Consider the following 21,327-nt stretch of genomic DNA (forward strand, 5'->3'; position numbering starts at 1 on the left):
CGGCAGTTAACCGAATCGTAATATTTGCCTATATTTCGCCATGATTTGCCCTAGTTTGGGCCCACCGCAATCTGCAGGGTTCCTCACTTCATGGCCGAAAGTCCATTGCGCGTTCAATTTCCTGCAGAGGCTGCCATCCAGGCACGGACGCATCATGATTTTCACATTCCGTTTCTGCCGCGCTCAGCGCATCTGCGTCATCTGATCGCCATCGGCCTGGCGGGCACTGCATCCTTCGGCCTTCTGGCAACTGTGCTCTATCCGCTGCTGGCGCACCATACGATCGAACAAGCCGTGCCTGTGCGCACGGCCGAGCTGGCGCGACCGCAGCCTGCAATGCACAAGAGCAACCGGCTGGCGGCAAAGCAGCGTTTCGACGGCGCTCGCTTCGCTCAGGTCGCGGAAAAGCTCTCCAGCGGGGAAACCCGCGTCTTCACCTATCACCGCACGACACTGGTCTTCAAATCCGACCAGTCCGGAACTGCGCGCACCAATGCCGAAGCCATCAATGTCGCCTATGGCGACGAGCGCGCCGACAACATGCTGTTCTCGCCACCGTCGCTTTCGGATATCCGCAACGGCATCTATCCGCAAACCGCACATTATGATGCCGTCAGACGTTCCCGCTTCCCCACTCGCGGCGTACCGCTGAACGTCAGCGTGTCGAGGGCAACGACCGGCGAGCAAGGCCGGGAATTCCACCGGCTGGTCTCCATGCCGAAGGACAAGCAGGAACTGCAGGATATCCTGGCGTCCGCGGGCCTCGGCAGCGACGCCGGCGACGAGCTGCAGCGCGCCCTGGAGACCGATACGGTTTCGCCCGGCGACAGCTTGGAACTGCTGCTCGAGAAGACGGGTCCGAACGCCCGCCCGAAACTGATCATGGCTCGCCTCAGTGGCGACAAGACGCCGGAGCGGGTCGTTGCCCGCGACGATGCCAACGGCTTCGTGCCGATGGCCAACGACAGACTATTTTCGACGCTCTATAGCGAAAGCCAGGCGGACGCACCGTCCTCTTCGGAAGTCGCCGCGGTCGATCTCAGGAACGTCGACGGCAATGACGAGGCTGCGGTCAGCGCCAAGCTGGAGAAATCCGGCCTGAGCAAGGAATATGCCCTGCAGCTCATCAAGCTCGCCAAGGCCAAAGGCGTGTCGCTGACCAGCCTCGAGGATGCTCCCGACAGCGTCGACCTTCTCTTCCGAAAGTCCGATGACGGCCGCAACGAGCTGATGTTCATCGAATTCCATGCCGATGGCGACACGCATCGCTTCTATCTGCATAAGGACGGCAGCGACGGTTCCTCGGAATTCTATGATGAAAGCGGCCATTCGATCGCCAAGTCGCTGGTACATCGTCCCGTGCCGAACGGCACGCTCGGTGACGGTTTTGCCTGGCGCGTCCATCCCATTCTCGGCGTGAAGAAATTCCACAACGGCGTCGATTTCCGCGCACCGATGGGTAGCCCTATCCAGGCGGCCGGCGACGGCGTCGTCGAAAAGATTTCCTGGGAAACCGGCTACGGCAAATATGTCCGCATTCGTCATGACGGCGGTTACGAGACCACCTATGCCCATATCTCCGCAACGCCGCAGTCCCTGCGCGTCGGCCAGCGTGTCACGCAGGGGCAGGTCATCGCCTATGTCGGATCGACCGGCTATTCCACCGGCCCGCATCTCTATTATGAACTGCGCGTAAACGGCCGCTATGAAAACCCATTGACTGCGCAATTGCCGGCTGGCACGAATCTGACCGGCAAGTCGCTCGACAGCCTGCGCTCGCAGGTCAGCCACGTCGAGAACATCATGAGCTATCTCGACGTTCCGCCAGCCCGCGGCAATCAGCCCGGGCCTTTCGCCAGCTTCAATCAGGGACCGAATTCGATCCCGAGCCTCGGACCAAGCTTCGGGCCGAACCATTTCGGCGCGCCGTCGCCGTAAACCGGTCAAAAGCCGGTACCTGCGCGGTCATTTTGCAATCCGCCCGGGCTGCTGGTCATGGCGCCTCCGTGCCGAATGCGATAACAATCCCCCGATACATCGCCAATGGAGACGATATCGCCGCGCTATGTGAATAGGCGCGCCGAAATCGTCCCACGGCAATCCGCGAGGAGCAGACATTGGCGCGCAAGCCGTTGCCGGGACCGAAGGACACGCTGCCAAGCGAAAGCAGGCGCCTGCGCGCCGATGCGCAGCGCAACCGCGACACGCTGATCGAAGTCGCGGCGCAGGCCTTCGCCAGCCACGGCACCGCCGCCTCGCTCGAGGATATAGCGCGGCGGGCGAATGTCGGGATCGGAACGCTCTATCGCCATTTTCCCAGCCGGGAGCATCTCGTGGAAGTGGTTTATCGTCATGAAGTCGAGGCACTATGTGCTGCGGCCGAGACACTCTCCGGCGAACTCGCCCCCGATCAGGCCTTGGAGGAATGGATGCACCGCTTTGTCGGATATCTCGCCACCAAGCGTGGCATGGCCGACAGCCTGCGCATTCTCGTCAACAGCAACTCCAAGCTCTTCGCCGACAGCTACGGCAAGGTGCCCGTCGCGCTTGCCGGCCTGATCGAAAGAGCGGTCGCGGCCGGCTCGATCCGCGCCGATGTCGATAGCACGGACGTGCTGCATGCCCTGTCGGGCGCCTATTCCATGCCCAATTCGCCGGAATGGCACGATCGTGCCCGGCGTCTCGTGCGCCTGCTGATGGATGGGTTGCGCTGGGGTGCCCGGAAAACACCGGGGCCGCAAGGGACCTGATAATCGGCAGGATACTTCCTATATCCCTTTGAACTGAAATCGTCAGGCGAGTTTGGTTCTGCTGACATTCACCAGAGCTGAGGAGAGCAAGAATGTCCGAAAGAGCAGTCAAGATCCCCGGTCCCGATCATCCGATCACGATCGAGGAAAAGCAGGCCCATGTCACCGTCTCCGTCGCCGGCAAGGTAATTGCCGACACGCGTGAGGCGTTATCGCTCAAGGAAGCATCCTATCCGGCCGTGCTCTACATCCCCCGTAAGGATGTCGACATGTCTTTGCTGCAAAAGACCAATCACGAGACCTACTGCCCCTACAAGGGAGAATGCTCCTACTACAGCATCCCGGCGGGTGGCGAGCGTTCGGTGAACGCAATCTGGACTTACGAAAATCCCTATGCGTCCGTCAGCCGGATCAAAGATTACATGGCCTTCTATCCCGATCGCGTCGATTCGATCGACGTGAAGGCTTAAAGAGCAAGGCCGCTCGACGCGTCGAAGACGTAAACCTGCTCCGGGCTCACCGAGACATTCAGCGGCTGCCCATAGCGCACCGGCGCCTCGCCATCGACAACGGCCGTCACCTGCTCGCCTGCCAGGTCGAAGAGCACATGCGTCTGCGCGCCTGTCGGCTCCACAAGCAGCGTCTGGCCAGTCAGTGGCGAACCGCCGCTGACAAGGCTGAGATGCTCAGGTCTCAAACCAACCTTAACGCTCTGGCCCACCTTCACCTTACGCTCCGCGGCGATGCGGATCGGCGTGCTGTCCTTTAGCCGCACGGCAGGGACGCCCTCAATACCTTCGATCACGCCGTCAAGGAAATTCATGGCCGGCGAGCCGATGAAGCCGGCGACGAAGAGATTGGCCGGCTTGCGGTAGAGTTCGATCGGCGTTCCCTGCTGCTCGATCCTACCCTGGTTCAGCACCACGATTCGGTCGGCCAGCGTCATTGCTTCGATCTGATCGTGGGTGACATAGATCGAGGTTGTCTGCACCTTCTGATGCAGCGCCTTGATTTCCGAACGCATCTGCACGCGCAGCTTCGCATCGAGGTTGGAAAGCGGCTCGTCGAACAGGAAGACGGCCGGATTGCGCACGATGGCGCGGCCCATGGCGACGCGCTGGCGCTGGCCGCCGGAAAGCTGCGCCGGCTTGCGGTCGAGCAGCTTGGAGAGATCGAGCATGCGCGCGGCCTCGTTGACCCGCTGCTCGATCACCTGCTTGGTCTCGCCCGAGAGCTTCAGGTTGAAGCCCATATTCTCGGCGACCGTCATATGCGGATAGAGCGCGTAGGACTGGAAAACCATAGCAATGTTGCGCTCGCGCGGCGTCATGGCGTTGACCACCTGGCCACCGATCGAAACGTCGCCATCGGTGATTTCCTCAAGGCCGGCGATCATCCGCAGCAGCGTGGACTTGCCGCAGCCCGAGGGGCCGACGAGCGCGATGAACTCGCCGTCCTCGATCGACAGCGAGATGTCGTGGATGACGGTCAGCGCGCCATAGGCCTTGTGGATGTTGTGCAGTTCGACGGATGCCATGCTTTTTACTCCAGTAAGGCTCAGGATTTCACGGCGCCGGCGGTGAGGCCGGCAATGATGTGCTTCTGCGCCAGGAAGAAGACGATGACGGTGGGCAGGATAGTGAGTGTGATGAAAGCGAGTACCAGCTCCCACTCCGTGCCGAATTCGCCGCTATAAACCATCATGCCGAGCGGCCAGGGATAGATCGAATCCGAGTTCAGCATGATCAGCGGCAGGATGTAACTGTTCCAGCTGCCGACGAAAGAGATGATGCTGACGGTCGCGATGATCGGCCGCGAGAGCGGCAATGAGATGTGCCAGAAGAAGCGGATATAGCCGCAACCGTCGACAAAGGCCGCCTGGAACAATTCTTCCGGAAGGTTTCGAAAATAATTTCGGAAGAGCAAAATGCTCATGCCCAAGCCGAACGCCACCTGCGGCAGCACCACGCCCCAGTAGGTGTTGAGCAGACCGAGATCGCGGATGCGGATGAAGAGCGGCAGGATGGCGGTGGCGGCTGGGAACATCAGGCCGATCAGGAAATAGTTCAGCAGGAAGTTCGAGCCGAAGAATTTCACATGCGCGAAGGCGAAGGCAGCCATGGCCGAGACCGACAGCGTCAGGAACACGGTCAGCACTGCGATGATCAGGGAATTCATCATCTGCCGCCAGTAGCGGTCGCCGAACAGGATGCCGGTATAATTCTCGAAATGCCATTCCGCCGGCAGGCCGAAGGGATTGGTGCGGAGATCGCCGAGCGTCTTGAAGCCGCCAAGCGCGGTCGTCAGCAGCGGGATCAGCACGATCGCGGCAATAATGGTCAGCGACACGTAGAGATAGATCTTCGTGCCGGTGGTCAGTCGAACGGATGAGGCGAGGTCAGTCATTGCGCATAAATATCCGTTTGTAGCCGAAGGCGAGGGTGACGCAGATCACGAACAGCACGACGCCGACGGCGCTGCCGAGGCCGACCTGCATGCGGGTGACACCGAAATTGTAGAGGAAGGTCACCATCGTCTGGGTCGAATTGAACGGGCCGCCTCCGGTGAGCGGCATGATCATGTCGAAAAGCTGCAGCGATCCGACCACGGCGAAGAAGACCGAGAGACGCAGCGTCGAGCCGAGCAGCGGCAGCGTCACATAGCGGAATTTCTGCCAGCCGGTGGCGCCGTCGATTTCGGCCGCCTCAAGCACGCTCTTGTCCAGCGACTGCATGCCGGCGATGAACAGCATCATGTGAAAGCCGAAATATTTCCAGACGATCACGCCGAGCACGGCGTACATCGCGAGATCCTTATCGGCGAGCACATAGGGCGTCGGCGTGCCGAGGAAATGCGCGATTGCTGCAAACAGGCCGTAGTCGCCGTCATAGACGAAGCGCCAGATCAGGCCGGCGGCCACTTCGGCCAGCACATAGGGCAAAAAGAAGATCAGCCGGAAAAGCACGACGCCGCGAATGCGGTGCGCCAGCATCGTCGCGAGCCAAATGGCAAGCGGCACTTGGACCGCGATCGACACCAGGATGATCAGCGCATTGTTCTTCAGCGACGTCAGGAAGGCGCCGTTCTTGAAGAGAACCTGGAAATTGCGCAGCCCCACGAACTCCGTCGGCGGGCCGTAGCCGTTCCAACGATAAAGGCTGTACCAGGCAGCTTCCCCCATCGGCAGGATGACGAAGATGGTGAAAAGCAGCAGCGCCGGCGGCAGGAACAGCAGAATAACGGGGAGGCGGCCACGGGCAGCCGGCGATTTTCGCTTCGTTGCGGGTCTCGCTCTTGCGACGGAAGGTATGACGGTCGTGGCGCTGACATCGGTCATGGGCAGTCTCGACAATTGCAATTCAAAGAAAAGCCGGCGCCGGCACAAGGGAGAGGCCGGCGCCGGAGGGCGCTAGAACTGGTCCTGTTCGAAGGCGTCCTGGACCTGCTGTGCGCCATCCTTCGGCGAAATCTGGCCGGACACGATGCCGACAGCCACATCGTTGACGACGCGGCCGACCGAGGGTCCAAGATCCTGGTCGAAGAAATTCTGGTGCCAGGTCGAATGCGCCAGCTGGTCGGCGGCTTCGTGCATCAGCGGACCTTTGACGCCGTCTTCGGCGCCGACGGCGACCGGGATGATCATGCCGGCCTGCGCCATGGCGCGCTCGTTTTCGGCATTGGTGAGATAGGCGAGGAAATCGAGCGCCTCGGGTGGGGCCTTCTTGGTGACGGCCCAGCCGTTCAGTCCGCCGAGCGTATCTGTGGGAAGGCCGGCACCGCCGGTCACGGCCGGGAAGGCGAAGCGGCCGATATTGTCATCCGCCAGGCCCTTGCCGTTCCCGGAATTGGTACGCTGGTTGGCAACGGTATTTTCGAAGCCGAGGATCATCGCAGCCTTGCCATCGCCGAAGACGCCGAGCGCCTGCGGCCATGTGGTGCCGAGATAACCGGGCTGGAAGGGTTCGAGCTTGCCGAGCTCGGCAAGCTGTTCGCCGGCCTTGATGATCGCCGGATCGTTGAAGCCGTTGCCCTTGCCGTTCTTGGCGTCGTTGAAGACCTGCTGACCGCCGTCGCGCATCACCAGATAGCTCCAGTAGAAATGGATCGGCCATTTCTCCCCGCCGCCACCGGCGATCGGCGCAATACCGGCAGCCTTGATCTTCTTGACCGCGGCCAGATAATCGTCCCATGTCTTGATGGCACTGGCATCGACGCCGGCCTTGGCGAACAAGGCCTTGTTGTAGAAGAAGGAAACCGTGCCGAGCTTATAAGGTACGGCGCTGATTTTGCCGTCGAAGGTCAAGCCCTTGACGGCTGCCTGATTGTAGCTCTTAAGCCAGGCGCCGTCCTTGGCGTTCATCGCCGCAGTCAGGTCCATCAGCGTGCCCGTCGCCTGCTGCTGCTTGAGCACCCCACCGCCCCAGCTGAAGAAGAAATCGGGAGCGTCCTTCGATTGCAGCAGCGTCGGCAGCTTTGCCTTGAAGGCTTCATTGGCCAGGAACTGCATCTCGATCTTCGTGCCGGGATGCTTGGCCTCGTACTGATCCGCGATCTTGCGCCAGACGGCGACATAGTTCGGATCGGTTTCCAGATGCAGCCATTTGACGACGGTGTCGGCGGCAGCCCCCGTCGCACCGGCGAGAATGGCCAGTCCGGTCGTGGCGGCGACAGCTGCGATGCGAAGGGCTTTAGCCCCACGTAAATGGATCATGATTTTCTCCTCCCAAGGGAACAAAGAGCCTCAATATTTTTTCCCTTATGCGGAATAATTCAACGGAGCTTTGCTGAAATGTCAACCGCCGTCGCTAAATTTTCGGCAGATTGCCCGTAAAATGGCTTGACATTGGGCAAAGGCCATAGGTTATTTAATTCGCACCCCGTTAAAAATACCAGGCCGCAGCCGAGCGGGTTCGTCATTCGGCGCCAATTTCATGAAAACAGCAGATCCCGAGCTTATGCGGGCGATAAACCGCTTCAATGTGCTGGATACGATCCGGCGGGCGGGCTCCATCGCACGCATCGAAATCAGTGACCGCACCCAGCTTTCGACGACCACAGTTTCGGCGATCACCGCGTCGCTGCTGGATGACGGGCTGATCCTGGCCCGCACCGAAGGCGACCTGCGTGAGGCTGCAGCCCGCGGCCGGCCCCGCGTCATGCTGGAGCTCAATCCGGATGCCGCGCGCGTCGTCGGTGCGAAAATCGCCGCCAACCGCATGGTCTTCGTCGTGACGGACTTTCGCGGCGAGGTTCTGTCGACGCTGACGCTGGCGCTACGCGTCGACCGACAGCCGATCGGCGTCATTGCAGATTTGATTGAGGATGGCGTGCGTCGCTGCGTCGTCGATGCCAACCTAGCCCTCGATGAGATCGATTCCGTCTGCCTCGGCCTGCCCGGCGTCATCGAGCACCGCACCGGCCATGTCCGCACCAGCCCGATCTTCCGCGAGACGGGCGTCGATTTCGCCAAGGAGATGTCGGAGCGCCTGGGCGTGACCACCATCGTCGAAAGCGATGCGCATGCCATCACGCTGGCGCATCACTGGTTCGGCAAGGCCAGGGATCTGGACGATATGGTACTGGTGTCGCTGGAACAGACGCTGGGGCTTGGCGTGCTGCATGGCGGCCAACTCTTTCGCGGCGCCGGCGGCCTCAGCCATAATCTCGGCGATCTCGTTCTCGGCATGGGACCGCAGGGCATCATTCGTCTGGCAAGCCTTGCCGGCGAAAGCGCCATTCTCGGCGATCAGCCGAGCGGCCGTTTTGCCGAAGCCATCCGCCTCGGACGCGGAATGGCACATGCCAAGACGCTGATAGACGCCGAGGATAACACGTTGATCAGCGCGGCCATCCGCGCTGGCGAGGCCTGCGGCATGGCACTCGCCAATATCGTCACGCTGTTTGCCCCGCCACGCGTCATTCTTGTGGGTTCGAGCCTGGCGCTCGGCCAGCCCTTCCTCGACAGCCTGCGGGGGGCCTATTCGCTGGCCATCCCGCCATCGATCAGGGGCGTGACCGAACTCGTTTTCGACCAGTCCACCGATGAGACCTGGGCGCAGGGCGCCGCCGTCGTGGCACTGCGCGAACTCTACGAATCGCCCTGGGGAACGACGGGGCCGGCACCGGCCCTGTGATTTTGCAGGACAGCAAAGATAATTCATCTGGAGGAATCTATGAACAAGGTCGGCATCGGCATCATCGGCTGCGGAAATATTTCCGGCGCCTATCTCACCGCCATGAAATCCTTTCCCATCCTCGACATCAAAGGTGTCGCCGACCTCAATCGCGAGCTCGCCGAGGCGAAAGCCGCCGAATTCGGCCTGAAGGCGGTCGACATCGCCGCCTTGCTGGCGGACCCGTCGATCGAGATCATCGTCAACCTGACCATTCCGAAGGCGCATGTCGCCGTCGGTCTGCAGGCGCTCGATGCCGGCAAGCACACCTATTCGGAAAAGCCGCTCGGCATCAATTTCGCCGAGGGCAAGACGCTTGCGGATGCTGCTGCCGCCAAGGGGCTGCGGATCGGCGCTGCGCCCGACACCTTCCTCGGCGGCGGCCACCAGACGGCGCGTGCCATCATCGACGAGGGCGCGATCGGCATCCCGGTCGGCGGCACCGCCACCTTCATGTGCCCGGGGCACGAACGCTGGCATCCGAATCCAGCTTTCTATTATGAGGTCGGCGGCGGCCCGATGCTCGATATGGGTCCCTATTACATCACCGATCTCGTTAATCTGCTCGGCCCGGTCTCGCAGGTCGCCGGCTTTGCGGTGACGCCGCGTAAGGAGCGCATCATCACCAGCGAACCCCGTAATGGCGAGCGCATCCCTGTGCATGTACCGACGCATGTTGCCGGTGTCATGGCCTTTGCCAATGGCGCGGTCGTCCAGATCGGCATGAGCTTCGATGTCGCCGGCCACAAGCATGTACCGCTCGAAGTTTACGGCACCGAAGGCACGCTGATCGTGCCTGATCCGAACCGGTTCGGCGGCCCGGTGGAATTCTTGAAGAAGGGCGGCGAATTTGCCGAGCGCGAGATCACCGCGCCCTATGCCGATGGCAATTACCGCTCGCTCGGCGTCGCCGACATGGCGCATGCCATTCGCTCGAACCGTCCGCACCGGGCCAATGGCAGCCTGGCGCTGCACGTGCTCGAGGTTATGGAAGCCTTCCAGACGGCTTCCGATACGGGTCGTACGGTCACCATCACGACGCAAACGGAGCGTCCCGCTCCTCTGTCCGAATCCCTGGTGGATGGACAGATCGGCCGCTAACAGCACAATTTCAGGAGGAATACCATGCGTGAAGCACTTATCGTCTGGGGCGGCTGGAGCGGCCACGAACCGCAGGAATGCGCCCATATCATCCGCGACATGCTGCAGGAGGACGGCTTCAAGGTCTATCTCGAAAACAGCACCGAGGCCTTCGCCGACCCCTCGATCCACGATCTCAGCCTGATCGTACCGATCGTCACCATGTCGAAGATCGAGAAGGAAGAGGTCAAGAACCTCGCCGATGCGATCGAAAGCGGTGTCGGCATAGCCGGCTATCATGGCGGCGCTGGCGATAGTTTCCGCGAAAGCGTCGAATATCAGTTCATCATCGGCGGCCAGTGGGTCGCCCATCCCGGCAACATCATCGACTATACGGTCAATATCACGCGGCCGGACGATCCGATCATGGAGGGGATCACCGATTTCCCCTACACGTCGGAGCAATATTACATGCATGTCGACCCGTCGAACGAGGTGCTGGCGACCACGACCTTCACCGGTGACCATGCCTACTGGATCGACGGCGTCGTCATGCCCGTCGCCTGGAAGCGCAAATACGGCAAGGGCCGCGTCTTTTATTCCTCGCTCGGCCACCAGGCCAAGGAATTCGATGTGCCGCAGATGAAAACCATCTTCCGCCGCGGCGCCAATTGGGCGGCACGCTGAGCCCTGCCTCTTTCGAAAAAACCGCTCCTCATATTCATTTGAGGGGCGGCCTTTCGCAATCATCCTTATGAGGCTCGGCCGGCTACAGCCTCATTGCTTCGAGCAAATCGCAGTCGGAGCAGACCGGACAAGCGCCGCGATAATCGTCCGCGAAAAATACCGTGCGGCATTTCTTCTTAAGGGCCTGCTTTCCAGCCCATTCCCAGACATTCCAATTTGTCAGTCTCGCATCCAGCGGCTAACTCGGAGCCAGATCGTACGCGCCGCTGACGCCGAGGAGCAGTCATGCGCCTCGACTGGCGCGAACGGCAGGGCCGCGACGAAAGGCTTGCCGGGCTTCATTTCCAATGCCGATCAATCGGTTAACGGTTCTGTTATCTATCCCTAAAATAGACCTCCAACGAGATTCATGATCCGAAACTGAAACGCGACCAGTTTTCGTTTGACATTCCTTTATCTTCATTTATCGTCATTCTTGTTTCGGTTTTCGCGTGAGGGATGCAAATCGAAACAAAGGGAGGAATAATTGTCCGAAAATCAGATCAAAACGGAAAACGGCATGGTTTGCGGCGTCGGCCGCACTGCCACTGACATCGTGCGGTGCAATTCTCGCCGGCGCGATATTTCCGCAGACAGCTCGGCACAATCCACCTCCCGACAACCATAATCTCAGCAACAGACACCGCCCGGCGATGGCATTTCCGGACGGATCAGTCTCTTCGCGATCCTCGCGGCAGCATCGATATGCGACGCATGGAAGGAATTTATCGTGCTTGAACTCAGAGGCGTATCGAAGTCGGTCGGCGGCGAGACGCATATCGCAGAAACGAACCTGACGCTGCAACGCGGCACGCTGAATGTGCTGCTGGGACCGACTCTGTCGGGCAAGACGTCGCTAATGCGGCTAATGGCCGGGCTCGACAGGCCGACCACAGGAACGATCCATGTCGACGGCGCCGACGTCACCGGCCAACCGGTGCAGCGCCGCAACGTCGCGATGGTCTACCAGCAATTCATCAACTATCCCGCCATGACCGTCTACGACAATATCGCCTCACCGATGCGGCTGAGCGGCAAAAGTGCTGCGAGTATCGACAAGGAAGTGAAGAAGGCAGCCGATCTTCTGCGTCTCGGCCCCTTTCTCGACCGCCTCCCCTTGAGCCTCTCCGGCGGCCAGCAGCAGCGCACCGCGCTCGCCCGCGCCATCGTCAAGAATGCAGGGCTGGTGCTGCTCGACGAGCCGCTCGCCAATCTCGACTACAAGCTGCGCGAGGAACTGCGCGCCGAACTGCCGAAGATCTTTGCCGAATCCGGCGCGATTTTCGTTTATGCCACCACGGAGCCATCCGAAGCCCTGCTTCTCGGCGGCAATACCGCAACCCTGGCGGAGGGCCGCATCACGCAATTCGGGCCGACGATCGATGTCTTCCGTAATCCTCGCGACCTGATTACCGCCACGACCTTTGCCGATCCGCCGCTGAACACGATCGCGCTCGATAAGCACGGCAGGGAATTCGTGCTCGACAGCAATATTCGCCTGCCCGTACCGAGGGGCTTAGAGGATCGGCCGGATGGCCGCTACACGATCGCCTTCCAGCCGCATCATCTCGCGCTCGCGCCGCAGACGTCGGAGGCGGTCGCCGCCCCGGCACGGGTCATGGTGACCGAGATCACCGGCTCGGAGAGTTTTATCCATATCGATTTTGCCGGTCAGCGCTGGGTAATGCTGACCCAGGGCGTGCAGGATATCGATGTCGACGATGCGATCGATGTCTACATCGATCCGCGCCACATCATGGTCTTCGACATCGAAGGCGCCGCCGTCACTCCCGCCCTGCAACAAGCCGCCTGAGGAGAGACAATGGCCCGCATCGACCTTGACCACATCAGGCACGCTTACAACGACCATCCCAAATCCGACGCCGATTACGCGTTGAAGGAGGTCAATCACAGCTGGGAAGATGGCAGCGCCTATGCACTGCTCGGTCCTTCCGGCTGCGGCAAGACCACGCTTCTCAACATCGTTTCCGGTCTGGTGCAGGCCTCCGAGGGTCGCATCCTCTTCGACGGCAAGGACGTGACCCGGCTGTCGACCCAGGAGCGCAACATCGCCCAGGTCTTCCAGTTCCCGGTCGTCTACGACACGATGACGGTCTACGACAATCTCGCCTTCCCGCTGCGCAACCGACACGTTCCGGAAGCGGAGGTTAAGCGTAAGGTCGACGAAATCATCGAGATGATCGGCCTGTCCGACAGTGCCCATCGCAAGGCCCGCGGCTTGACGGCCGATGCCAAGCAGAAGATTTCGCTCGGCCGCGGTCTCGTGCGCTCGGACGTCAATGCCATCCTGTTCGATGAGCCTCTGACCGTCATCGACCCGCATATGAAGTGGGTACTGCGCTCGCAGCTGAAGCAACTCCACCGCCGCTTCGGCTTCACCATGGTCTATGTGACCCACGACCAGACGGAGGCGCTGACCTTCGCCGACAAGGTGGTTGTCATGTACAATGGCGAAGTGGTGCAGATCGGCACGCCGAATGACCTTTTCGAGCGCCCGCGCCACACTTTCGTCGGTTATTTCATCGGTTCGCCCGGCATGAACGTCATGCCTGTCGAAATCGAAGGCAGCAGCGCGCGCATCGGCAACCGCACGATCGCGCTGCCCGGCGCGCCTAGGGAAAAGCGGACCGGCCGTTCCGAACTCGGCATCCGCCCCGAATTCGTCCGCATCGGCCGCGAGGGCATGCCCGCCACCGTCACCAAGGTCGAGGATCTCGGCCGCCGCAAGGTGGTCCGCGCCAAGCTCGACGGCCAGGAGATCGTCGCCGTCATCGGCGAAGACCAGGTGGTGCCGGCCGAGCCGCACATCGCCTTCGATCCGGCCGGCATCAATATCTACGCCGACTCCTGGCGCATCGAGATGGGAGCCTGACGATGGACAAGACCTGGAACAACAAAGCCTGGTTCATGCTCATTCCGGTTCTGCTGCTCGTCGGCTTTTCCGCCGTCATTCCGCTGATGACCGTCGTGAACTATTCGGTACAGGACACGTTCGGCAACAACGTCTTCTTCTGGGCGGGCACGCAGTGGTTCGAAGAGATCCTCCATTCCGGTCGTTTCTGGGATTCGATGATCCGCAACCTGATCTTCTCCTTCGTCATCCTGGCGATCGAAGTGCCGCTCGGCATCTTCATCGCCCTCAACATGCCAAAGAAGGGCATCGGCGTTCCCGTCTGCCTCGTGCTGATGGCCTTGCCGCTGCTCATCCCGTGGAACGTTGTCGGCACGATCTGGCAGGTCTTCGGCCGCAGCGACATTGGCTTGATGGGTTATGTGCTGGTCAATCTCGGCATCGACTACAATTATGTCTCCGATCCGGCCGATGCCTGGGCGACGATCATCGTCATGGACGTCTGGCACTGGACGAGCCTCGTCGTGCTGCTCTGCTATGCCGGCCTCGCTTCCATTCCGGATGCCTTCTACCAGGCCGCCAAGATCGACGGCGCCTCGCGCTGGTCCGTCTTCCGCTACATTCAGTTACCGAAGATGAACCGCGTGCTGCTGATCGCCGTGCTGTTGCGTTTCATGGACAGTTTCATGATCTACACCGAACCTTTCGTCGTCACAGGCGGCGGCCCAGGCAATTCCACGACCTTCCTGTCGATCGACCTTGTGAAGATGGCGCTCGGCCAGTTCGACCTCGGCCCTGCCGCAGCCATGTCGCTGATCTACTTCCTGATCGTGCTGCTGCTCTCCTGGGTCTTCTACACCGTCATGACCAATTACGATGCGGGAGCGAGCCGATGAGCGGCAAACCTCTATCCACCACGGCCGATGCCGCCGCGATGCACAAGATGGCCGCCTCCGATGCCGCCACAAATGCCGTTACGGTGACGGGTGCGCGGGTCAGCCGCCGCCAAGTCGAGAAAGGGCGCTGGTCCTGGCTGGTGCCGACGCTCTATATCGTCTTCCTGCTGCTGCCGATCTACTGGCTCGTCAATATGAGCTTCAAGACCAATGAGGAAATCGTCAGCGGCCTGACGCTCTATCCGCATCAGCCGACGCTGCGCAACTACGCGATCATTTTCACCGATCCGTCCTGGTACAAGGGCTACATCAACTCGATCACCTACGTCGTCATGAACATGGTGATCTCGGTTGCCTGTGCGCTTCCCGCCGCCTACGCCTTCTCTCGCTACCGCTTCCTCGGAGACAAGCATGTCTTCTTCTGGCTGCTGACCAACCGCATGGCCCCGCCGGCGGTCTTCGCGCTCCCCTTCTTCCAGCTCTATTCGGCCTTCGGCCTGATCGACACCCATATCGCCGTGGCGCTGGCGCACTGCCTGTTCAACGTGCCGCTGGCGGTCTGGATTCTCGAAGGCTTCATGTCCGGCGTGCCGAAGGAGATCGATGAGACGGCTTATATCGATGGCTATTCATTCCCGCGCTTCTTCATCAAGATCTTCATTCCGCTGATCGCAAGCGGCATCGGCGTCGCCGCCTTCTTCTGCTTCATGTTCTCCTGGGTGGAACTGCTGATCGCCCGCACCTTGACGACGACCGACGCCAAGCCGATCGCCGCTATCATGACACGCACGGTCTCCGCCGCCGGCATGGACTGGGGCCTGCTTGCCGCCGCCGGCGTGCTGACCTTGGTTCCCGGTGCGCTCGTCATCTATTTCGTCCGCAACTACATCGCCAAGGGCTTCGCGCTCGGCCGCGTCTGAAGGAAAACCGCCATGAATACAGATTTTTCCTGGATGGCCTGGACGCTGCCGACGGTGCTGTTCTTTGCGACGATCCTGCTCTTGCTGATCGGCATGGCGGTCTGGGAATATTTTTCGCCGGGCGGCAATCCGCGCCTCGGCATCCTGCGCTTCGAAACGACACGCGGCGATCGGCTGTTCATCTCGCTGCTCGGCGCCGCCTTCATCCATCTCGCTTGGCTGGGCCTGGGAGGCCCCAGCCTCTGGTGGGCTCTTGCTCTTTCCGTGGTCTACGCCGTCGGCGTCTTCCGTCTGGTCTGAAGCAAACCGATAAGGCGGCCGGCGGTCCGGCCGTCCCGAAATGCACTCGCAACCTGTAGGGAGGAATATATGCGAAGACATCTCTTGACGACGACGGCTGTCGCCCTGCTGGCCCTGGCCGGCACGGCCAACGCCGGCATGAACGAAGCCAAAGCGTTCCTGGACAAGGAGATCGGCGATCTTTCGACACTCTCGCGCGCCGACCAGGAAAAGGAAATGCAATGGTTCGTCGATGCAGCCAAGCCTTTCCAGGGCATGGAAATCAAGGTCGTTTCGGAAACGCTGACGACCCACCAGTATGAATCGCAGGTTCTGGCACCCGCCTTTACCGCCATCACTGGCATCAAGGTCACCCACGACGTCATCCAGGAAGGCGACGTTGTCGAAAAGATCCAGACACAGATGCAGACCGGCCAGAACCTCTATGACGGCTGGGTCAACGATTCCGACCTGATCGGCACTCATTGGCGCTACAAGCAGGTGCGCAATCTGACAGATTGGATGGCGGACGAGGGCAAGGACGTCACCAATCCCAATCTCGATGTCGCCGATTTCATCGGCACCAGCTTCACCACCGCTCCGGACAAGAAGCTTTATCAGCTTCCCGACCAGCAGTTCGCCAACCTCTACTGGTTCCGCTACGACTGGTTCAACGACCCGAAGAACAAGGCCGACTTCAAGGCCAAATACGGTTACGAGCTCGGCGTACCGGTCAACTGGTCGGCCTATGAGGATATCGCCCAGTTCTTCACCGGCCGCGATGTCGATGGCAAGAAGGTCTTCGGCCATATGGACTACGGCAAGAAGGACCCGTCACTCGGCTGGCGCTTCACCGACGCCTGGCTTTCCATGGCCGGCAACGGCGACAAGGGCCTGCCGAACGGTCTGCCGGTTGACGAATGGGGCATCAAGGTCGATGCCAATTCGCGTCCTGTCGGCTCCTGCGTCGCGCGTGGCGGCGACACCAACGGACCGGCCGCCGTCTATTCGATCCAGAAATATCTCGATTGGCTGAAGGCCTATGCTCCGGCGGAAGCGCAGGGCATGACCTTCTCGGAATCCGGTCCGGTTCCGTCACAGGGCAATATCGCCCAGCAGATCTTCTGGTACACGGCCTTCACCGCCGATATGGTCAAGCCTGGCCTGCCGGTCATGAATTCGGATGGCACGCCGAAGTGGCGCATGGCGCCGTCTCCGCACGGCGTCTACTGGAAGGACGGCATGAAGCTCGGCTATCAGGACGTCGGTTCCTGGACGCTGATGAAGTCGACCCCGGTCGACCGCGCCAAGGCCGCATGGCTCTATGCGCAGTTCGTAACCTCGAAGACGGTGGATGTGAAGAAAAGCCATGTCGGCCTCACCTTCATCCGCGAATCCACCATCCGCGACAAGAGCTTCACCAAGCGTGCGCCGGAACTCGGCGGCCTGATCGAGTTCTATCGCTCGCCAGCCCGCGTGCAATGGTCGCCGACCGGCACGAACGTTCCTGACTATCCGAAGCTCGCGCAGCTCTGGTGGCAGGCGATCGGCGATGCCGCATCGGGTGCCAAGGATGCGCAAGGAGCCATGGATGCGCTCTGCGCCGATCAGGAAAAGGTGATGCAGCGCATCGAACGCGCGGGCGTTCAGGGCGATATCGGTCCGAAACTCGCTGAAGAGCACGATCTTGCCTACTGGAACGCCGATGCCGTGAAGAACGGTCATCTCGCTCCGCAGCTGAAGGTCGCCAACGAGAAGGAAAAGCCGATCACCGTCAACTACGACGAGCTGGTCAAGAGCTGGGCCGACGCGAAGAAATAAATCGGGTTCATGATGCTATAGTGGATGCCGGGGCTCGAAAGAGCTCCGGCATTTTTCGTTTGGTCTTGCAAAAATAACGCTGCGATGACTGTCACAGGCTTGACACATTTCCCGCGAGCACGAACTATCCCTATCCGGATCATGATGTCGACATACATCAGAACCCATTGATATATTTCATGGATTTCTGCACAAGGAGAACAGCGTGAGAAACGGATATTTTGGGCGCAGGACGCTCATCACCGCCATTGGCCTTGCGTCCGCCTTGCCGGCTTTGGCCGCCGATCTGCCGGCGCCATCGCCCGACGACAATCTCAATGCCGTTCTTTGGGACCAGACCTCGGTGGAGGCGCAGGCCAACGCGCTGGGTGCCTATGCGCTCGGCCGTATCAGGCTCGATGAAGCGCTGGCCGACAAGAACTGGACCGCAGCTCCGGTCGAGCAAACAGGTAATTTCCAGGACTTTCCGCCGGCCATCATCCTCGATGTCGACGACACCGTGCTCAATACATCGCCCTACCAGGCGCGTAACGTCACGGCGGGTACGAGCTTCAAGCCAGAAACCTGGACGCAATATGTGAATGCCCAGCAGGACAAGCCGATTCCCGGCGCGGTGGAATTCACCCAATATGCCGCTTCAAAAGGCGTGAAGGTCTTCTACGTCACCAACCGCACTGCCGATGAGGAAGGCCCGACCGTCGAGGAAATGAAGCGCTTCGGTTTTCCGATGGGTGACAATGTCGACACTTTCCTGAGCGCCAAGGAACAGCCGGACTGGGGTTCTGCCAAGGGCACGCGCCGCGCCTTCATCGCCAAGAACTACCGCATTCTCCTGATGTTCGGCGATAATTTCGGCGACTTCACCGACGACTACAAGGGTACGGTCGAAGAGCGTCAGAAAGCCTTCGAGGCCAACAAGGCGCATTTCGGCCACGACTGGATCGCCATCGCAAACCCGACCTATGGCTCGTTCGAAAGCGCACCCTACAAGGGTGACTACAAGCTCGCGCCGGAAGAACAGCGCCGGATGAAGCAGGATGCACTGAAGCCCTGGGATGGGAAGTAACGGCAGACTTTGAGGAGAGTGCGACACCCCCTCTGTCACTTCGTGACATCTCCCCCATAAGGGGGAGATTATTAGGAGTTTGCCGCTTGTCACTCGTAAAACAATAAACAGCAATTTGAGCGAATTCGATGTTTCCTTGAGGTACGGCATGCCCGCGAGTTACCGATCTCCCCCTTGTGGGGAGATGTCACGAAGTGACAGAGGGGGGTGACGGCGGCGCGGCATATAACAAAGCCCGGATAAACTCCGCTCAACCCTTCCGCTTCAGCTTCGTCGCACCTTCCTCCACCAGCCGCTTCGCTGCCTCGGCAACCGTGATCTTTCCGAAGGCGAGCTGGTCAGCGACGGGGCGGGCGACGTTTACGTCGAATTCCTGCGAACCGAGCGGTGCCGGCACGGGATAGGTGCCGACCTGATCTTTCAACAGCTCGATATAGTGCACCGTCTGCTGCTCCACCGGATTGAGCGTCGGCAGGATGGCGGCGCGTACGGTGGGCGACATCGGCACGCCGCGTTCGACGCCGAGGATCTTGCCGGCCTCTACATCGTTAACGAAGAAATTGATGAATTTCGCCGCCGCTTCGCCGTTCTTGCTGGTGGCGCCGACGCTCCAGATCAGCGCCGGGCGATAGTAGTGGCCAGATGGACCATCCTTCTTCTCGCGCGGCAGCATGGTGACGGCAAGCTTACTTTTGACGACAAGCTGGTAGCCAACGAGCTGGTTGGAATAGGCCATGCCGATGGCCGATTTGCCGAGCGCCAGGCAGTTGCTCTCGATGACGTTCTGGTCGAGCGTCTGGACATCGGCAGAGACCGTGCCGCCGCGTTTGCGCAGGTCTTCCCAGTAGCTGTACCATTCCTTGGCATCATCGACGCCGAAGCCGAGCCCGCCCTCCTCCGTAAAGAGGCTTTTGCCGCGCTGGCGCAGCCAGACATCGAGCACGTAATTGTAACGTGCGCCATAAGGGCCGCCCCAATAGCCGCGCTTACCGGCAGCCTTGGTCATTTCCACCGCGAGATCGGCATATTCGGCCCATGTGGTTGTCGGACCCGGCGGCGTCAGGCCGGTCTTCTTGAACATCTCCTCGTCATAGAACATTGCGAAGGAATTCAGCCCGAGACCGACGCCGTAAAGCTTGTCGTCGATCGTGGTCAGCTTCAGCACGTCCTTGCCGAAACTGTCGACATTCAGCGTCGAAGGTACGAAGTGGTCGAGCGGCATGCAGGCGCCGCGCTTGGAATAGTCGGAGATCGTGCTTGGCTCGAGCTGGAAGACATCGGCGATGTTCTGGCTGGCCATGCCAGTGGCAAGCTTCGCCCAATAGCCGTCGCCGCTGATGCTCTCGCCGATGACGGACAGATCGGGGTTCTTGCTATGGAACAGCTCGGCAACGGCGACCGTGCGCTTGCCGCGATCGGGCGAACCCCACCACATGGCTCGGAGCTGCGTCGTATCGGCAAAGGCGGGTATTGCGCTTCCCCCGACGGCAAGGCCAGCTGCGGTTCCGGCAGCTCCGATCATGAAAGAACGACGATTCATGCGCATGAGATTCCTCCTTCTCTTGCGTATCATCCGCAGCGATCTCCCCGACGCCTCAGCGGACAAGTCGGTGCGACGATATGCAACTTCATTGCACTGTGCAATAAAAAATCTTTCTGTTGCAAATTTGCATAATTTTGCATAGCGTTTGTGGCATGAACGATATACGCTCCAAACGCATCAGGCAGGCCGACATCGCCACTGCCGCCGGCGTCTCCGTCTCGACGGTGTCGCGGGTCCTCACCAATGAACCCGGCATCAGCGAGATGATCCGTCAGCACATCTTCAAGGTGGCGAGCGATCTCGGCTATCCGCTGAAGACAGCAGCCGAGACGGCGGCCGGCGGTCTGGCATTGATCGCCAGCGACAGCGTCACCGGCGGCCTGAGCGTCTTCTATGAAGGCATACTGGAGGGCCTTCGCGCAGGCGCTGCCGAGCGCGGCATGCGCTTCGACATCCGCCTCATCCGCGAGGCAAGGACGGAACCGGAACTGGTGAGGGAATATCTGCAGGCCGCCGGCGCCGAAGGCCTCTTCCTCGTCGGCATCGACCCCTCGGAAGAGCTCTGCCGGTGGCTCGACGCCAGCGGCACCCCGACTGTGCTTGTCAACGGCACAGACCCGAAGCTGCGCTTCGACGGTGTTTCACCCTCGAATTTCTTTGGCGCCTATAACGCAACCCGACGCCTGCTCGATGCCGGTCACCGTCGCATCCTGCATTTGACCGGCTCACATCGCCAGACGATCCGCGAGCGCATCCGCGGCTTTGAGGCGGCGATCGCTTCGGTGGAAGGCGCTGAAGGCCGCATCGTGCCGATGAATTTTCGCGGTAGCTCCAGCCAGGAAGCTCATGACAAAACCGCCGAGATCCTTGCAGCAGGCGAAGGCTATACCGCCGCCTTCTGCATGAACGATTTCATCGCCGTCGGCGTGCTCGACGCCGTCGTTGAAGCCGGCCTTCGGGTGCCGGAGGATTTTGCCATCGTCGGCTTCGATGATCTTCCCTGTGCCCTGATGACCAATCCCCGGCTGGCAACCATGCGCGTCGACCGCGCAGCCCTTGGCCGGGAAGCCATCGGCCTGATGATCGCACGCTTCCGCGACCGCGATGCGCCGGCCCGCCACATCTGCCACGGCGTTCCGCCGATCGCCGGCGGCACGCTGCCACCCGAAACCTGAAGCTCAATCCCGCCGCGGAAACGATC

19 protein-coding genes are annotated in these 21,327 nt (G+C 60.6%); 14 read left to right on the forward strand and 5 right to left on the reverse strand.

Going from position 1 to position 21,327, the window contains the following annotated elements; genetic code table 11:
• The first annotated feature begins 90 nt into the window (after positions 1-90).
• The 3 genes from FHT84_RS07730 (at position 91) to FHT84_RS07740 (ending at position 3,220) form a co-directional block, all read left to right on the forward strand.
• Positions 91-1,938 (forward strand): M23 family metallopeptidase, encoded by a 1,848-nt coding sequence (locus FHT84_RS07730; protein WP_183761546.1) that lies wholly within the window; start codon positions 91-93, stop codon positions 1,936-1,938.
• 179 nt (positions 1,939-2,117) lie between these two features.
• Positions 2,118-2,750: a TetR family transcriptional regulator gene (locus FHT84_RS07735; protein WP_112341511.1), complete on the forward strand. Its 633-nt coding sequence runs from the start codon at positions 2,118-2,120 to the stop codon at positions 2,748-2,750.
• Positions 2,751-2,842: 92 nt separating this feature from the next.
• Positions 2,843-3,220: a DUF427 domain-containing protein gene (locus FHT84_RS07740; protein ID WP_145645110.1), complete on the forward strand. Its 378-nt coding sequence runs from the start codon at positions 2,843-2,845 to the stop codon at positions 3,218-3,220.
• Here the strand turns inward: FHT84_RS07740 and ugpC are convergent.
• From ugpC to FHT84_RS07760, 4 genes are all read right to left on the reverse strand, one after another.
• On the reverse strand, positions 3,217-4,287 hold the full coding sequence (gene ugpC / locus FHT84_RS07745) for a sn-glycerol-3-phosphate ABC transporter ATP-binding protein UgpC (protein WP_113249681.1): 1,071 nt from the start codon (positions 4,285-4,287) through the stop codon (positions 3,217-3,219). The genes FHT84_RS07740 and ugpC overlap by 4 nt on opposite strands.
• A gap of 20 nt (positions 4,288-4,307) precedes the next feature.
• Positions 4,308-5,156 (reverse strand): carbohydrate ABC transporter permease, encoded by an 849-nt coding sequence (locus FHT84_RS07750; RefSeq protein WP_015341575.1) that lies wholly within the window; start codon positions 5,154-5,156, stop codon positions 4,308-4,310.
• Positions 5,149-6,087, reverse strand: coding sequence for a sugar ABC transporter permease (locus FHT84_RS07755; RefSeq protein ID WP_112341516.1), 939 nt, complete (start codon positions 6,085-6,087; stop codon positions 5,149-5,151). Before FHT84_RS07755 ends, FHT84_RS07750 begins: the two co-directional genes overlap by 8 nt.
• Before the next feature lie 72 nt (positions 6,088-6,159).
• Positions 6,160-7,461: an extracellular solute-binding protein gene (locus FHT84_RS07760; protein WP_113249684.1), complete on the reverse strand. Its 1,302-nt coding sequence runs from the start codon at positions 7,459-7,461 to the stop codon at positions 6,160-6,162.
• A 220-nt stretch (positions 7,462-7,681) separates the two neighbouring features.
• Here FHT84_RS07760 and FHT84_RS07765 point away from each other — a divergent pair, with 220 nt between their 5' ends.
• The 10 genes from FHT84_RS07765 to FHT84_RS07810 all read left to right on the forward strand — a co-directional run bounded on the left by FHT84_RS07765 (position 7,682) and on the right by FHT84_RS07810 (position 18,583).
• The gene (locus FHT84_RS07765) at positions 7,682-8,884 is read left to right on the forward strand and encodes an ROK family transcriptional regulator (protein WP_113249685.1); all 1,203 of its coding nucleotides are present in this window, start codon (positions 7,682-7,684) and stop codon (positions 8,882-8,884) included.
• Between the two features lie 39 nt (positions 8,885-8,923).
• Positions 8,924-10,024, forward strand: a complete 1,101-nt coding sequence (locus FHT84_RS07770; protein ID WP_112341520.1) for a Gfo/Idh/MocA family oxidoreductase — start codon at positions 8,924-8,926, stop codon at positions 10,022-10,024.
• A 24-nt stretch (positions 10,025-10,048) separates the two neighbouring features.
• The gene (locus FHT84_RS07775; protein WP_112341522.1) at positions 10,049-10,690 is read left to right on the forward strand and encodes a ThuA domain-containing protein; all 642 of its coding nucleotides are present in this window, start codon (positions 10,049-10,051) and stop codon (positions 10,688-10,690) included.
• Between the two features lie 769 nt (positions 10,691-11,459).
• On the forward strand, positions 11,460-12,542 hold the full coding sequence (locus tag FHT84_RS07780) for an ABC transporter ATP-binding protein (RefSeq protein ID WP_183761551.1): 1,083 nt from the start codon (positions 11,460-11,462) through the stop codon (positions 12,540-12,542).
• Between the two features lie 9 nt (positions 12,543-12,551).
• Complete coding sequence (locus FHT84_RS07785) at positions 12,552-13,622, forward strand: ABC transporter ATP-binding protein (protein ID WP_183761555.1); 1,071 nt, start codon at positions 12,552-12,554, stop codon at positions 13,620-13,622.
• Between the two features lie 2 nt (positions 13,623-13,624).
• Positions 13,625-14,497 (forward strand): sugar ABC transporter permease, encoded by an 873-nt coding sequence (locus FHT84_RS07790; protein ID WP_145645114.1) that lies wholly within the window; start codon positions 13,625-13,627, stop codon positions 14,495-14,497.
• A gap of 47 nt (positions 14,498-14,544) precedes the next feature.
• A complete protein-coding gene (locus tag FHT84_RS07795; protein ID WP_246698489.1) occupies positions 14,545-15,417 on the forward strand; it encodes a carbohydrate ABC transporter permease in 873 nt (290 codons plus the stop codon).
• A gap of 12 nt (positions 15,418-15,429) precedes the next feature.
• Entirely contained in the window at positions 15,430-15,717 is a 288-nt protein-coding gene (locus FHT84_RS07800; protein WP_112341527.1) for a DUF2160 domain-containing protein, read from the forward strand.
• A gap of 69 nt (positions 15,718-15,786) precedes the next feature.
• Positions 15,787-17,517 carry an ABC transporter substrate-binding protein gene (locus FHT84_RS07805; RefSeq protein WP_113249689.1) on the forward strand — a complete coding sequence of 577 codons (1,731 nt, stop codon included), beginning with the start codon at positions 15,787-15,789 and terminating at the stop codon, positions 17,515-17,517.
• 205 nt (positions 17,518-17,722) lie between these two features.
• Entirely contained in the window at positions 17,723-18,583 is an 861-nt protein-coding gene (locus FHT84_RS07810; protein WP_112341530.1) for a 5'-nucleotidase, lipoprotein e(P4) family, read from the forward strand.
• 250 nt (positions 18,584-18,833) lie between these two features.
• Here FHT84_RS07810 and FHT84_RS07815 read toward each other — a convergent pair whose 3' ends face one another.
• Entirely contained in the window at positions 18,834-20,129 is a 1,296-nt protein-coding gene (locus FHT84_RS07815) for an ABC transporter substrate-binding protein (RefSeq protein ID WP_183761558.1), read from the reverse strand.
• A gap of 149 nt (positions 20,130-20,278) precedes the next feature.
• On the opposite strand from FHT84_RS07815, the gene FHT84_RS07820 reads away from it, so the two are divergent.
• A complete protein-coding gene (locus FHT84_RS07820; protein WP_113249691.1) occupies positions 20,279-21,301 on the forward strand; it encodes a LacI family DNA-binding transcriptional regulator in 1,023 nt (340 codons plus the stop codon).
• Positions 21,302-21,327: the final 26 nt, after the last annotated feature.

Origin of the sequence: Rhizobium sp. BK289 (assembly GCF_014193575.1) — a bacterium.
Lineage (GTDB): Bacteria > Pseudomonadota > Alphaproteobacteria > Rhizobiales > Rhizobiaceae > Rhizobium > Rhizobium tropici_C.

Coding starts and splice junctions, on each gene's coding strand:
- FHT84_RS07730 (WP_183761546.1), top strand. CDS start 91: ATGGCCGAAAGTCCATTGCGCGTTCAATTTCCTGCAGAGGCTGCCATC.
- FHT84_RS07740 (WP_145645110.1), top strand. CDS start 2,843: ATGTCCGAAAGAGCAGTCAAGATCCCCGGTCCCGATCATCCGATCACG.
- ugpC (WP_113249681.1), bottom strand. CDS start 4,287: ATGGCATCCGTCGAACTGCACAACATCCACAAGGCCTATGGCGCGCTG.
- FHT84_RS07750 (WP_015341575.1), bottom strand. CDS start 5,156: ATGACTGACCTCGCCTCATCCGTTCGACTGACCACCGGCACGAAGATC.
- FHT84_RS07755 (WP_112341516.1), bottom strand. CDS start 6,087: ATGACCGATGTCAGCGCCACGACCGTCATACCTTCCGTCGCAAGAGCG.
- FHT84_RS07760 (WP_113249684.1), bottom strand. CDS start 7,461: ATGATCCATTTACGTGGGGCTAAAGCCCTTCGCATCGCAGCTGTCGCC.
- FHT84_RS07765 (WP_113249685.1), top strand. CDS start 7,682: ATGAAAACAGCAGATCCCGAGCTTATGCGGGCGATAAACCGCTTCAAT.
- FHT84_RS07770 (WP_112341520.1), top strand. CDS start 8,924: ATGAACAAGGTCGGCATCGGCATCATCGGCTGCGGAAATATTTCCGGC.
- FHT84_RS07775 (WP_112341522.1), top strand. CDS start 10,049: ATGCGTGAAGCACTTATCGTCTGGGGCGGCTGGAGCGGCCACGAACCG.
- FHT84_RS07785 (WP_183761555.1), top strand. CDS start 12,552: ATGGCCCGCATCGACCTTGACCACATCAGGCACGCTTACAACGACCAT.
- FHT84_RS07790 (WP_145645114.1), top strand. CDS start 13,625: ATGGACAAGACCTGGAACAACAAAGCCTGGTTCATGCTCATTCCGGTT.
- FHT84_RS07795 (WP_246698489.1), top strand. CDS start 14,545: ATGGCCGCCTCCGATGCCGCCACAAATGCCGTTACGGTGACGGGTGCG.
- FHT84_RS07800 (WP_112341527.1), top strand. CDS start 15,430: ATGAATACAGATTTTTCCTGGATGGCCTGGACGCTGCCGACGGTGCTG.
- FHT84_RS07805 (WP_113249689.1), top strand. CDS start 15,787: ATGCGAAGACATCTCTTGACGACGACGGCTGTCGCCCTGCTGGCCCTG.
- FHT84_RS07815 (WP_183761558.1), bottom strand. CDS start 20,129: ATGCGCATGAATCGTCGTTCTTTCATGATCGGAGCTGCCGGAACCGCA.
- FHT84_RS07820 (WP_113249691.1), top strand. CDS start 20,279: ATGAACGATATACGCTCCAAACGCATCAGGCAGGCCGACATCGCCACT.